The organism is Streptomyces sp. NPDC050703, assembly GCF_040654435.1.
GTDB lineage: Bacteria > Actinomycetota > Actinomycetes > Streptomycetales > Streptomycetaceae > Streptomyces.
Map to the genome: position 1 here is coordinate 327312 of NZ_JBFAHX010000002.1, position 13665 is coordinate 340976.

8 protein-coding genes are annotated in these 13665 nt (G+C 69.5%); 7 read left to right on the plus strand and 1 reads right to left on the minus strand.

Annotation, left to right across the window (positions count from 1 at the left end):
* Positions 1 to 96 precede the first annotated feature (96 nt).
* The gene (locus tag AB0I16_RS03030) at positions 97 to 4002 is read right to left on the minus strand and encodes a GH92 family glycosyl hydrolase (RefSeq protein WP_363247535.1); all 3906 of its coding nucleotides are present in this window, start codon (positions 4000 to 4002) and stop codon (positions 97 to 99) included.
* Between the two features lie 195 nt (positions 4003 to 4197).
* Here AB0I16_RS03030 and AB0I16_RS03035 point away from each other — a divergent pair, with 195 nt between their 5' ends.
* The 7 genes from AB0I16_RS03035 (at position 4198) to AB0I16_RS03065 (ending at position 13636) form a co-directional block, all read left to right on the plus strand.
* Positions 4198 to 6678, plus strand: a complete 2481-nt coding sequence (locus AB0I16_RS03035) for a serine/threonine-protein kinase (protein WP_363247536.1) — start codon at positions 4198 to 4200, stop codon at positions 6676 to 6678.
* A gap of 254 nt (positions 6679 to 6932) precedes the next feature.
* Complete coding sequence (gene ngcE / locus AB0I16_RS03040) at positions 6933 to 8366, plus strand: N-acetylglucosamine/diacetylchitobiose ABC transporter substrate-binding protein (RefSeq protein ID WP_363247537.1); 1434 nt, start codon at positions 6933 to 6935, stop codon at positions 8364 to 8366.
* Between the two features lie 35 nt (positions 8367 to 8401).
* Positions 8402 to 9451 carry a sugar ABC transporter permease gene (locus AB0I16_RS03045; RefSeq protein WP_363247538.1) on the plus strand — a complete coding sequence of 350 codons (1050 nt, stop codon included), beginning with the start codon at positions 8402 to 8404 and terminating at the stop codon, positions 9449 to 9451.
* Positions 9452 to 9471: 20 nt separating this feature from the next.
* The gene (locus AB0I16_RS03050; RefSeq protein WP_363247539.1) at positions 9472 to 10368 is read left to right on the plus strand and encodes a carbohydrate ABC transporter permease; all 897 of its coding nucleotides are present in this window, start codon (positions 9472 to 9474) and stop codon (positions 10366 to 10368) included.
* Between the two features lie 146 nt (positions 10369 to 10514).
* Entirely contained in the window at positions 10515 to 11777 is a 1263-nt protein-coding gene (locus tag AB0I16_RS03055) for an extracellular solute-binding protein (protein WP_363247540.1), read from the plus strand.
* A gap of 39 nt (positions 11778 to 11816) precedes the next feature.
* Positions 11817 to 12758, plus strand: a complete 942-nt coding sequence (locus AB0I16_RS03060; protein WP_363247541.1) for a sugar ABC transporter permease — start codon at positions 11817 to 11819, stop codon at positions 12756 to 12758.
* A complete protein-coding gene (locus AB0I16_RS03065; RefSeq protein WP_363247542.1) occupies positions 12758 to 13636 on the plus strand; it encodes a carbohydrate ABC transporter permease in 879 nt (292 codons plus the stop codon). Before AB0I16_RS03060 ends, AB0I16_RS03065 begins: the two co-directional genes overlap by 1 nt.
* Positions 13637 to 13665: the final 29 nt, after the last annotated feature.

Consider the following 13665-nt stretch of genomic DNA (forward strand, 5'->3'; position numbering starts at 1 on the left):
AACGGACGTGCCGGGCCACGCAGAAGCCCCGGTGACACGCCGACCTCATCGGCGTGTCACCGGGGCTGTCTCGCAACGGCCCGGGGAGGGCGGCCGTCAGCTCAGGAGTTCCACCTCCGACAGGGTCGCCGGGCCCTTCGGGACCAGGCGGTAGCGGTCGTACGTGCCCGGGTGGTCGACCGTGAACGCCCTGGTCTGCTGGGGCCACGCGAACGAGGCGTCAGCGCCCGTGCGGCGGTCCAGCGTCTTCCACGTGCCGCCGTCGCCCTTCGAGCCCTGGAGCACCCAGCCCTTGGACGCCTTGGTCTTGTCCGTCGACGAGGTCAGCGTGTACTGCACCGCCTTCGTCTTCCCGGTCACCGGCAGCTCGACGGCGCCGTCCGACGTGGTCTCCGTCGCCGACGAGTCGTCGAAGAGCGCGCCCTCGCCCTTGAGGGCGTCCTTCCTCGGGGACGGCACCTTGTCGTCCTTCGTGATCGACGCCGGCTGCGCGCCCTTGCCGGTGCCCCACGCGGACGGCTTCGGGCCCATGTCGAACTCCAGGACGCCGCCGCGGGCGATCGCCTCGTGCGGGAGCGCCGTCGAGTTCCACTTCTTGCCGTTGACCTTCAGGCCCTGCACGTAGATGTTCTTCGCGCTGTTCTTCGGGGCCTTCACCACCAGGTCGCGGCCGTTGTCCAGGTGCACGGTCATCCTGGTGAACTGGGGCGAGCCGATGGCGTACTCGCCGCTGCCCATGACCAGCGGGTAGAAGCCGAGCGAGGAGAAGAGGTACCAGCCGGACTGCTCGCCGTTGTCCTCGTCGCCGTGGTAGCCCTGGCCGATCTCACTGCCGGTGTACAGGCGGGAGAGGACCTCGCGGACCTTCTCCTGCGTCTTGGCCGGCTTGCCCGCCGCGTTGTACATGTACGCGGCGTGGTGGGCGACCTGGTTGGAGTGGCCGTACATGCCCATGCGGACGTCGCGCGCCTCCGTCATCTCGTGGATGACGCCTCCGTAGGAGCCCGCGAACTCGGCGGAGCCGGTCTCGGGGGTCGCGAAGTACGTGTCGAGCTTGTCGGCCAGGCCCTTGCGGCCGCCGTAGAGGTTGGCGAGGCCGCGCGAGTCCTGCGGGGCCGTGAAGGCGTAGCCCCAGGCGTTGGTCTCGGTGTAGTCGTGGCCCCATACGCGCGGGTCGAACTTCTCCGAGTCCACGCGCCAGACGCCCTTGGTGTCCTTGCCCTGGAAGAAGCCGGGCGAGGTGCCCGCTCCCGCGGCCTTCTCGTCGAAGAGGTTCACGTAGTCGCGGGCGCGGTCGAGGAAGTACTCCGACTCCTCCTTGTAGCGCTTCTTGCCCGTCTTCTTGTGGAGGGCGGCGCCCATCTTCGCGATGCCGTAGTCGTTGAGGTAGCCCTCAAGGGCCCAGGAGAGGCCCTCGTGGGTCTCGCTCGGCGTGTAGCCGAGGAAGGGCGAGGTCTTCATGCCCTTGCGGCCGACGCCGGACGTGGGCGGCACCACCGTCGCGTTCTTCAGCGCGGCGTCGTACGCGGCCTCCGCGTCGAACTTCACGCCCTTGGTGTACGCGTCGGCGAACGCCACGTCGGACGAGGTGCCCGTCATCAGGTCCGCGGCGCCCGGCGACGACCAGCGCGAGGTCCAGCCGCCGTCCTTGTAGTGCTGCACGAAGCCGTCGACCAGCTCGCCCGCCTTCTCCGGGGTGAGCAGGCTGTACGCGGGCCAGGTCGTCCGGTAGGTGTCCCAGAAGCCGTTGTTCACGTACGGCTTGCCGTCGACGATCTTCGCGCCGGTGCGGGTCGGGGTGTTCTCGCCGGTCGCGGGGGAGAACGGCGAGGCGTACCGGTACTTCGCCTTGCCCTTGGCGCCCCTGACCTTCTCGAAGCCGGAGTTGGGGTAGAGGTAGAGGCGGTAGAGGGACGAGTAGAGCGTCGTGCGCCGGTCCTCGCTCGCGCCCTCGACCTCCACCTTGCCGAGGATGTCGTCCCACGCCTTCTGCGCGCGGTCCTTGACCCGCTCGAAGGAGGTGCCCGCGGGTATCTCCTGGGCCAGGTTGTCCTTCGCCTGGTCCACGCTGATCAGGGACGTGGCGAGGCGCAGGGTGACCGTGCGGTCCTTGCCGGGCGCGAAGCGGAGGTAGCCGGTGACGTCGCCGCCACCGCCGCCCTCCAGCTTGCCGCCCGCCGTGGCGGGGGTGTCGAAGGTGCCGTAGACGAAGAGGCGGGTGGCGCCCGCCGACAGGCCGGACTTCACGTCCGAGAAGCCCGTGACGATGCCCTTCTCCTTGTCGAGGGTCAGGCCGCCCTTGTCGTTGACGTTGTCGAAGATCACGCTCGCGTCGTCACCGGGGTAGGTGAACTTCATCATCGCCGCGTGGTCGGTCGGCGCCATCTCGGCCTTCAGGCCGTTCTCGAACGTCACGCCGTAGTAGTGCGGGCGCGCCGTCTCCTTCTCGTGGCGGAAGGGCAGCGCCCGCTTGGTGCGTGACGCGCTCGGCGTCTCCTCGGCGACCGAGGGCATCAGCTGGAACGTCTGCCGGTCGCCCATCCAGGGGCTCGGCTCGTGGCTCGCGCCGAACGCCTGCATCGTCGGCAGGTTGTCGTCGTTGTTGCCGCGCGCGTAGTCGTACAGCCAGCTCAGGGAGCCCGCGTTGGTGACCGGTGTCCAGAAGTTGAAGCCGTGCGGGACCGCCGTGGCGGGGAAGTTGTTGCCGCGCGAGAAGCCGCCGCTGGAGTTGGTGCCGCGCCGGGTGTCGGCGTAGTCGGACGGGTGCGCCTTCGGCCTGGCGGGCGCCACCTGCTTGAGCGACACGTCGTCCAGCCAGCCGCGGAACTTGGCGGGTCCCTTCGGGGCGTCGTACGCGATCAGGACGCGGTCGACCGTCTTGCCGCGCGCGACGTCGCCGATGCGGGAGGCGACGTTGTTCCACTGGTTGACGTAGAGCACCTTGGCGGCGCCCTGGCCCCGCGGGGTCAGCGCGAAGCCGTGCTGGTCGACGGCCTTGAGGTCGCTCAGGTAGGTGCCGTCGGTGAAGGCCAGGTCCACGGCCACGTTCGTGGCCGCGTAGTCCAGGTCGCCCTCGGCCATCGAGGGGAAGACGCGGTAGCCCAGCTCGGTGTCCCGCTTCACCGGGACGTTCACGTCGAAGACCTTGTTGTACGAGTAGCCGCGGCCGTCCGCCGTGTGGCTGCCCGCGTAGCGCAGCGCGTGCTTCCCGGTGAAGCCGGCGCGCGCCTTGGCGGTGGGGGAGCCGCTGGGGCCCCGGTCCACCACGCTCAGCATGTCCTCGGGCGCGGGGGCCTCGGTGCCGCCCACGGAGAGCTGGACGTCGGCGAGCTGGAGGGCGTCGGACGCGCCGTTGTTCCGGGTCACCTCCAGCCGGAAGCGGGAGTAGGCCGTCGCGTTGTCGAAGTCGTACTTCTTCGTCTTGTGGCGGCCCGCGAACGTCTCGCCCTCGCGCTCGTCGAGGACCTTCCAGTCCTCGCCGTCGGTGGAGCCCTTCAGGGTCCAGTCCCTGGGGTCGCGCTCGGCGTGGTCGTTGGCCGACGTCATCGCGTACGTCACGGCCTTGGCGGGCTCGTCCAGGTCGAACTCGACCCAGCCGGCCTTGTCGAACGTCAGCCACTTGCTCGTCGCCTCACCGTCGACGAGGTTCTCCGCCACCTCGCCGGAGCCCGCGTTCTCGCCGCTGGCCCGGACCTCGGTGACGTGGTCCATGACGCTGCCGGGCAGCCCCGCGCTGAACCCGCCGTCGACCCCCGCGGCCTTCTTCTTGCCGTCGGCGCCGGTCTCCACGGTGTTCAGCCAGTCCGGCGCGGCCTCGCCCTCCTCGAAGGAGGAGGCGAACCCGGCTTCCGTGCGCGGTGGTTTCTCGGGCCCGGCGACGGCGGCTCCCTGTGCCGCCACGACGAGCGCCAGCGCCACCGTCCCGACGGCGGCTGCCGAGCGCGCCCCGGGAATCCCCGGACGCTGGTGTCTGTATCGAGGTCTGCGAGCCTGATGCGGCATCCCCGAGCCCCTCCTTGCGGGTTGGACAACGTTGTCACGATCGCTACGCAAGGTCTAGTAGGGAGTGAAGTGGGGAAAGGTGTCAAGGCTGTTGCCGCGATTCGCGGGGCGGGAGTTCCTGGCGGTGGGTCAACTGCCCGCCGGGTGCGGGGCGACGGTACCCTCACCCGCGGAACGGGGGAGGTGCACGGGGTCATGGATGCGCTCGGCAGCGGCGATCCGGAGTCGCTCGGCGCGTACGCGCTCTTCGGCAGGCTCGGCAGCGGCGGCATGGGCGAGGTGTTCCTCGGCAGGGCGCCGGACGGGAGCCTCGCGGCGGTCAAGGCGGCGCGGCCCGAGCTCTCCCACGACGTGGAGTTCCGCCGCCGGTTCGCGCGCGAGGTGGACGCGGCGCGCAAGGTCGACGGGCGGTTCACCGCGGCGGTGCTCGACGCCGACCCGCACGCGCGGCGGCCCTGGCTCGCCACGGCGTACATCCCGGGGGTGTCGGTCACCGAGGCCGTGGCCGCGGGCGGGCCGCTGCCGGAGACATCGCTGCGGGCGCTGATGGCGGGGACGGCGGCGGCGCTCGCCGCGATCCACGGGGCGGGGCTGACGCACCGCGACCTGAAGCCCTCCAACATCCTCCTCGCCGAGGACGGGCCGCGCGTCATCGACTTCGGCATCGCCCGCTCCGTCGCCCACTCCCGGATCACCCGCACAGGTCAAGTGCCGGGCACGCCGGGCTACATGGCCCCGGAGCAGCTGCGCGGCTCGGACATCGGGCCCCACACGGACGTGTACGCGCTCGGCGCCACCCTCGTCTTCGCGGCCACGGGGGAGGGGCCCTTCGGGCACGGTGACGTCTTCGCGATGATCTACCGCACGATGGAGCAGGAGCCGCGCCTCGACGAGGTCCCCGGCGGCTCGCTCCGGACCGCGCTGGCGCGCTGCCTCGCCAAGGACCCGGCCGAGCGGCCCACGGTGCCCTCCCTGCTGGCGGAGTTCTCGGTGCCGGCGACCCTGCCCGAGGGCCGCACGGGGCACTGGCTGCCGGACGAGGTCACGACGCTGGTGCGGGGTCGGGTACGGGGGCTTCCGGTGTCTGCCGCCGTGACCGGGCGGGCGGCGCCGGTGGCCGGGCGGACGGCGCCGGTGGCCGGGCGGACGGTGCCGGTTGCCGGACGGACGGCGCCGGTGGCCGGGCGGGGAGCGGCTCCGGGCGGGTCGGCGGCGCCTCGGGGCGGACCGGCGGCGGCTCCCGCCGCGCGCACCGCGGCCCCGCCGCCAGGGCCCGCGTCCGCCCCTCCCCGCGCCGCGGGACCCGCGCCCCGCACGGGCCCCTCTCGGCGGTCGTTGCTCACCGTCTCCGCCGCGGGCGTCGTCACGGCCGCGGCCGGCGGGGTCTTCCTCGCGGTGCGGGGGCGGGGCGATGACGGTTCCGAGGGGGCGGGCGGCACGGCGGAGGCGAAGAATCCGCTCCGCGTGCCCGGCAGCGGTGACCTGTCGCTGCTCCTCTTCGACGGCGCCTACGGCAAGGACGCCCTCGACGACGCGGTACGGCGCCTGACCGCGGCCCACCCGGGGACCGAGGTGGCGCGGAAGTACGCGGGGTCGGCCGCCGACAGCGAGGCGGCGCTCGTCGGCGGATCACCGCCGGACCTGGTGCAGTACGCGGGCGCCACCCCCGGCGCTCTGCGCAAGATGGCCGAGGGCGGGGTGCTGTGCGACCTCGCCCCGCTGCTCGACGCCCCGGCGGCCGGCAGCCCCGGCAAGAAGGTCGGGGACACGCTGCTGCCGGGCGCCGCCGAGGCCGGACGCCCCGTCAAGGGCGGGCCGGTGGTCGCCCTTCCGTACGTGCTCTCGGTCTACGGCCTCTGGTACTCCCGCGCGGCCCTGCGCGACCTCGGCAAGCGCTACCCCCGCACCTTCGACGAACTCCTCGCGGTCTGCGGGGCCGCGGAGCGCCGGGGCACGGCCGGTCTCGTCTACCCGGGCAAGTACCCGTACTACCTGTGGTTCGCCGTGGCCGCCTCCGTGGCCAAGCGGGGTGGTGGGCAGGTGCTCGACGCCCTGGTGGCCAACGAGCCGGGGGCGTGGCGGTCCCGGGCCGTGCGGGACGTCTTCGAGGCGTACGCCGAACTGGGGAAGCGGGGGTACGTACTGCGGGCGTCCGCCGGGTACGACCACCTCACGGCGCAGAAGCGGTGGACCGAGGGCAAGGCCCTGTTCGTGCCGAACGGCTCGTGGGTGCGGGAGGAGTCGAAGCCGCCGGAGGGGTTCGAGCCGGCCGTGGGTCCGCCGCCCGGTGTCTCCGGGGGCGACCGCCTGCCCTTCGGGACGCTCGCGGTCAACTTCGGCGAGCCCTTCGTCGTACCCGAGCGGGCGAAGAACCCCCGTGCCGCCATGGAACTGCTGCGCGTCATGCTGGGCCGCCCGGCGGCCGAGGGGTTCGCCGTGCGCAGCGGCGCCCTGCCGGCCGTCCGGGGCGCCGGAGAGTGGCGGGGGCTCAGCGCCGGCGCCGCGTCGGCGAGCGCCGCGTACGAGGGGGCCGAGGGTAACGCCTTCCACTGGAACGGCTTCGGGGCGGCCGAGGTCGAGGACGTGAGCGGCGCGGCCCTGAGCGACATGCTGCTGGGCCGCGCCACCCCGGCCGAGGCCATCGACCGCATCCAGGACGCCGCCGACTCCGTCTGAGGGACCGATAGGTCCGACCGGTGGAAAGTCCATGGGGACCGGCGCGAAAGTCCACGCGTCACGGGGGTCGGGTGCGAGAGGTTCGACCAGGGCAACGTCGCAGGTCTCAACTCGGAAAACCTGCGGAGCAAACGTGTATTCGATCTTGCTCAGTCGAGCGGGAGTGGACTATACCTGTCGGCGTCCCACACCACCGCGGTGCCGGGGAGGGTCCGGTGCACCGCCTGAGTCCTGGAGAAGGCGAGGGCTTGAGCATGGGATCCACCAGCGTCAACCGTCGTGATGTCATGAAGCGGGCGGCGGCCGCAGGTCTGCTCGCGGTGCCGGCCGTGGGGGCGCTCAGCTCCTGCGCCAGCGGCGGCGGCTCGGAGAACAAGGCCGAGAAGGGCGAGAAGACCAAGAAGAACCCGCTCGGCGTGAAGGAGGACGCGGGGCTCACGGTCTACATCTTCAACGGCGGCTACGGCGACAAGTACGCGCAGTACGTCACCGACATGTACGCCGACAAGTACCCCAAGGCGAAGCCGGACCAGAAGGCGACGGAGAAGATCGCCACCCAGGTGCAGCCGAAGATCGTGCGCGGCAAGCCCACCGCGGACGTGGTGAACAACTCCGGCGCCGAGCAGATGAACATCGGCAAGCTGGTCCACAACAAGCAGGTCGCCGACCTCGGCGAGGTCCTCGACGCCCCCTCCTGGGACGACCCGGACGTCACGGTGCGCGAGACGCTGGTGCCGGTCGTCGAGCAGATGGGCCGCTTCGGCGGCAAGGAGTGCTACCAGCTCAACATCGCCCTGACGGTGTACGGCAACTGGTACTCCAAAAAGCTCCTGGAGGACGGCCTCGACTCCGCGTACCCCAAGACCTGGGACGAGATGCTCGCGGTCTGCAAGAAGGCCAAGGCCAAGGGCATCCACGGCTGGAGCTACCCCGGCGGCCACCCCCGCTACATGTTCTTCAGCATGTACGCGATGTTCGCCCAGCGCGGTGGCCGCGACGTCACCGAGGCCATGGACTACCTGGAGCCGAACGCCTGGAAGCACGACGCCGTCAAGGACGTCTTCGAGGCCTGGGAGGAACTGGTCGCGAAGAAGTACGTCCTGACCGGCTTCGACGGCAACCAGGCGCACACCGAGATGCAGACCGCCTGGACGAAGGAGGGCAGCTGCGTCTTCGTGCCGAACGGCTCCTGGGTGGAGAACGAGGCCAAGGACACCACGCCCGAGGACTTCGCCATGACCGTGGGGGCGACCCCCTCGCTCGACTCCGGCGACAAGATGCCCTTCGGCACGCTCTACGCCCCGGCCGGCGAGCCCTTCATCGTCCCCGCCAAGGCCCGGAACCGCCAGGGCGGCCTGGAGTGGCTGCGGATGATGTACAGCAAGAAGGCCGCCGTCAACCTCTTCAAGGAGGTCGGCTCGATGCCCGTCGTGAAGGGCGCCATCGACGGCGAGGACCTGCCGTCGGGCACGGCGAGCGCGCAGGCGGCCATCAAGGCGGCCGGTGACAACATCGTCATCCCGCACTTCATGGACTGGTACAACGAGCTGTTCCGCGAGGACTTCAACAACATGGTCCACAAGTTCATGCTGGGCCAGATCGGGCCCAAGCAGGCGATGGACACCATGCGGAAGGCGTCCGAGCGGATTCTGAAGGACCCCGACATCACCAAGATCAAGAAGGCCTGACGGACGAGGTGGCAGAGCGGGCGGGGCTGAGCAGCATGAAGACCGACACCCCGGTGGGCAAGATCCCACCTCCGAAGAAGCGGGCGGACCGAGGACCCGCGCCGGGCGCACCCGGCCGGCTGCTGTTCCTCGTCGCGATCCTGCTGCCGCCCCGCTTCACCCCCGAACGGGTCCGCTACGACCGGCGCTACCGCACGCTCGACAAGTACCGCTTCATCGTGGGCTTCCTCGCCGTGCCGCTCGCGTTCTACGCGCTGTTCGTCGTCTCGCCCTTCCTCCAGGCGATCTACTACTCGTTCACCGACTGGTCCGGCGGCCCCGTCGCGAACTTCGTCGGGTTCGACAACTACCGGAAGATGTGGAACGACGACCGGTTCTGGGACTCCCTCCGGGTCAGCGCCCTGCTGCTCGTCATCGCCCCGGTCATCACCCTCGTACTCGGCATGTTCTTCGCCTACATGATCACCTCGGGCGGGCGGCACCGCAGGGGACAGGCCATCGCGGGCGTCGCGGGCTCGTCCTTCTACAAGGTCGTCTACTTCTTCCCGCAGGTGCTCTCCGTCGCCATCATCGCCGTGGTGTGGGGGCGCGTCTTCAACACCAACAGCGGCCTGATCAACGGCGGCCTCGACAAGGTGGGCGTCGCGGGCCCCGCCTGGCTCGGCGGTGACAGCACCCTCGGCCTGGTCTCGCTGCTCACCGTCATCAGCTGGAGCTTCATCGGCTTCTACGTGGTGCTGTTCTCCGCGGCGATGGGGGCGATCCCGCGGGACATCTACGAAGCCGCGCTGCTCGACGGGGCGGGCCGCGCCCGCACCTTCTTCGGCGTCACGCTCCCGCTGATCTGGGACACCGTGCGCACCGGCTGGATCTACATGGGCATCCAGGCCCTCGACACCTTCGCGATCTGCCTGGTGATGGTGCCCCCGCACGTCCTGAAGGTGACTCCGGTCTTCCTCTACGAACGGTTCCGCGACGGCCAGTACGGCTACGCCACGTCCATCGGTGTCGTCCTCCTCGTCCTGAGCATGGCGTTCTCGCTGATCGTCATGCGGGCCGGGAACCGCGACCGGATCGAATACTGAGACCGCGGGAGCCACTGACCATGACCACCACCACCGCCGCCGCGCCCCGCCCCGAGGCCACCGAGAAGCCCCGCGGGCAGCTGAAGGAGACGGGCGGCACGCTCAACGTCTTCTCGCACGCCTTCCTCGTCCTGTGGGTCGTCCTCGCCGCCGGGCCGCTGATCTGGGTCGCGCTCACCGCGTTCCGCCCCTCGGCGGACATCCTCAGCGATCCGATGGGCTGGCCCGCCTCCTTCCACTGGGAGAACTTCGGCAATGCCTGGAACAAGGCGAGCATCGGCCGGTACACCGTCAACTCCCTGATCGTCCTGGCGGGTTCGCTGACCGGGACGATGCTGCTCGGCTCGATGGCGGCCTACGTCATCGCCCGCTTCACCTTCCCCGGCAACCGCCTCGTCTTCATGCTCTTCGCGGGCGGCATGATGTTCCCCGTCATCCTCGCCCTGGTGCCGCTCTTCGCCGTCATGGAGAACTTCGGCCTGCTCGACACCCGGCCGGGCCTGATGATCGCGTACATCGCGTACTCGCTGCCCTTCACCACCTTCTTCCTGACCTCCTTCTTCCGCACGCTGCCGACCGGCGTGCAGGAGGCGGCGATGGTCGACGGGGCCTCGCACACCCGCACGTTCTTCCAGATCATGCTTCCGATGGCCAAGCCCGGCCTGGTCAGCATCGGCATCTTCAACTTCCTCGGCCAGTGGAACCAGTACCTGCTTCCGCTGCTGCTCAACAACGAGGAGGAGGAGAACTACGTGCTGCCCCAGGGACTCGCCTCGCTGGCGGTCTCGCAGGGCTACCGGGGCGACTGGGGCGCGCTCTTCGCGGGCCTGACGATCGCCATGCTTCCGGTGCTCGTGGTCTATGCGGTCTTCCAGCGCCAGGTGCAGGCCGGTCTCACGGCCGGTGCCCTCAAGTGAGCGTGTCAGCAGGTGATTTCAGGTTGGCCACGAAAGTGGTCTAGGCCTGTGAGGCGAAACATGATCTGAGTAGTGTCGGCGCGACGGCGCCGCACGGTGCGACTGTACGCGCTCAAGTCGACACTGATGTCGAAGGGTTGAACAGCATGAGGAATCGAATAATCGCCACCGGTGCGGCAACGCTCTGCATGGCCCTCGGTCTCACCGCCTGCGGCGGCGACGGTGGCGATGGCGACGGCAAGACGATCAAGCTCGTCGCGGCCGACTACGGCGACAAGGCCTCCAACGCCTCCAAGGTGTACTGGAACCAGGTCAAGAAGGAATTCGAGAACACCCACGAGGGCTACAAGGTCGACGTCCAGGTCATCAACTGGAACGACATCGACAAGTCCGTCAAGAACATGATCCAGGCCGGCGACGAGCCGGACCTCCTCCAGACCGGCGGCTACGCCGACAAGGTCGCCGACGACCTGCTCTACAAGGCCGACGAGGTGCTCTCCGCCAAGACGCGCGACAACCTCATCCCGTCCTTCGCCAAGGCCGGCGAGGTCGACGGCACCCAGTACGGCATCCCGTGGGTCTCCTCCAGCCGCGTGATGTTCTACAACAAGAGCGTGCTCAAGAAGGCCGGCGTGAAGACCCCGCCGAAGAACTGGGACGAGCTGGCCGCGGCCGCGAAGAAGATCAAGGCCAAGAAGGCCGCCGACACCCCCTACGCCCTCCCCCTCGGCCCCGAGGAGACCCAGGGCGAGACCCTGATGTGGGAGCTCGGCAACGGCGGCGGCTACACCGACGCGAGCGGCAAGTACACCCTCGACAGCGCCGAGAACGTCGAGACCTTCGAGTGGCTCAAGAAGAACCTGGTCGAGCCCGGCCTCACCTACGCCAACCCCGCGTCCACCGACCGCAAGACCGCCTTCGCGGACTTCGCGGCGGGCAAGGTCGGCATGCTCAACGGCCACCCGAGCCTGATCCAGATGGCCAAGGACGGCAAGGTCGACTACGGCGTCGCGCCCATCCCCGGCAAGACGGGCCCCCTCGACAGCACCCTCGGCGTCGCCGACTGGATGATGGCGTTCAAGGACGGCGGCGCCGAGAAGGACGCCGTGAAGAAGTTCCTGGACTTCACGTACTCCAAGAAGATGCTGGCGTTCGACGAGATGTACAACCTCATGCCCGTCACGCAGGACGCCCTGAAGCAGATGCAGAGCAGCGGCAAGCACAAGGACCTGGAGCCGTTCTTCGCGGTGCTGCCGAACGCCAAGTTCTACCCCCTGGGCGACACCTCCTGGGACGTCGTCTCCGCCGAGATGAAGAAGACCGGCGGCAAGGCCGTCTCCGACGACCCCAAGCAGGTACTCGGCGACCTCCAGAAGAAGGCGGAGACCGCGGCGGCCGACGCCAAGTAGCGGTCACCCCCACCCAGTTCGCAAGGAGTCCTTGTGTCCGTGAAGGCCCCTCCGTCCCCGGCCGCCCCCGGCCGGGGACGGGGCGGGCGCGCACCCGGCCCCGTGAGCCGCCGCAGCGGGATCGCCCGGCTCGGCCCGCTGCCCTGGATCGCGCCCGTCATCCTGCTGATCCTCGCCGTGGTCGTCTGGCCCGTCGTCGAGCTGATCCGCACCTCGTTCCTCGACATCTCGATCTCCGGCAAGGTGCGCGGCAGCGCCGGGACCGACAAGTACAAGAAGCTCTTCGAGGAGAGCGACCTCGGCGCCGTCCTGCTCTGGACCGTGCTGTGGACGCTCGTCGTCGTCGGCTTCACGATGCTGCTCTCGCTCGCCCTCGCACAACTCTTCAACCAGCGGTTCCCCGGGCGCCGCATCGCCCGCTGGGCGCTCATCGCGCCCTGGGCGGCCTCCGTCCTGATGACCGCCATCGGCTTCAAGTGGTTGCTCAACCAGACCGCGGGCGTCCTCAACACCGTGATGCTCGACCTCGGTCTCATCGACAGCTCCAAGGACTGGCTCGGCAAGCCGGAGACGGCCTGGCCCTGGATGATGGCCGTCGCCGTGTTCGTCTCGCTGCCCTTCACCACGTACACCCTGCTCGCCGGGCTCCAGACGATCCCGCACGAGGTCTACGAGGCGTCCCGGATCGACGGGGCGGGGCCCTGGCACACCTACCGGCACATCACGCTGCCGATGCTGCGGCCCGCGTTCCTCGTCGGCGTGGTGATCAACCTGATCAACGTCTTCAACTCCTTCCCGATCATCTGGGCCATGACGCAGGGCGGCCCGGGCTACGACACCTCCACGTCGATGGTGTTCATGTACAAGCTGAAGGAGACCGACATCGGTGAGTCCGCGGCCATGTCGGTCGTGAACTTCCTGATGGTCGTGGTGCTCGTGCTGATCTTCCTGAAGGTCAGCCGGTGGAACGAGGAGGACTGATGGCCACCGCCACGGCGGCGAGCAAGGCGCCGCAGAAGAGCCCGGGGGCCAGGCAGAAGCGCTCGTTCCGGCCGCGCACCCTGGTCTGCACGGCCGTCGCGTGGCTGCTCGCGGCGCTCTTCCTCGCGCCCTACCTGGAGATGATCGTCACCGCGCTGCGGCCCAAGGACGAACTCCGGGACCGCACCTACCTGCCCCAGGACCTGGAGTGGGCCAACTTCATCGACGTATGGAAGGAGAGCGAACTCGGGCAGAACCTCCAGGTGACCCTGCTCGTCGCGGGCGGCGCCACGCTGCTCGTGCTGCTCGTCTCGCTGCCCGCCGCGTACTACACGGCACGCATGCGCTACCGGGGCCGCAAGCTCTTCCTCCTCCTCGTCCTCGTCACCCAGATGTTCCAGCCCACCGCCCTGCTGGTCGGCCTCTACCGCGAGTTCCACCAGCTGGACATGCTCAACTCGGTCTGGACGCTGATCCTCACCAACGCCGCGTTCAACCTCGCCTTCGCGGTGTGGATCCTGACCGCCTACATCAGCTCCATCCCGCCGGAGCTCGAAGAGGCCGCCATGGTGGACGGCACCAGCCGCTTCGGGGCGATGATCAAGGTGACGCTGCCGCTCGCGCTGCCCGGCGTGGTCACCGCGGTGATCTTCACCTTCATCACCGCCTGGAACGAGTTCGTGATGGGGCTCACGCTCACCACCGAACCGGCCAAGCAGCCGCTCACGGTGGGCATCAACAACTTCATCGGCAACTACACGGTGCAGTGGAACTACCTCTTCGCCGCGTCCGTGGTCGCGATCGTGCCGGTCATCGTGCTGTTCGCCTTCATCGAGCGGCATGTGGTGAGCGGACTCACCGCGGGGTCGGTGAAGTAGGCCACGAACCGCCGCTCCGCCCGACAGAA

Coding starts and splice junctions, on each gene's coding strand:
- AB0I16_RS03030 (WP_363247535.1), bottom strand. CDS start 4,002: ATGCCGCATCAGGCTCGCAGACCTCGATACAGACACCAGCGTCCGGGG.
- AB0I16_RS03035 (WP_363247536.1), top strand. CDS start 4,198: ATGGATGCGCTCGGCAGCGGCGATCCGGAGTCGCTCGGCGCGTACGCG.
- ngcE (WP_363247537.1), top strand. CDS start 6,933: ATGGGATCCACCAGCGTCAACCGTCGTGATGTCATGAAGCGGGCGGCG.
- AB0I16_RS03045 (WP_363247538.1), top strand. CDS start 8,402: ATGAAGACCGACACCCCGGTGGGCAAGATCCCACCTCCGAAGAAGCGG.
- AB0I16_RS03050 (WP_363247539.1), top strand. CDS start 9,472: ATGACCACCACCACCGCCGCCGCGCCCCGCCCCGAGGCCACCGAGAAG.
- AB0I16_RS03055 (WP_363247540.1), top strand. CDS start 10,515: ATGAGGAATCGAATAATCGCCACCGGTGCGGCAACGCTCTGCATGGCC.
- AB0I16_RS03065 (WP_363247542.1), top strand. CDS start 12,758: ATGGCCACCGCCACGGCGGCGAGCAAGGCGCCGCAGAAGAGCCCGGGG.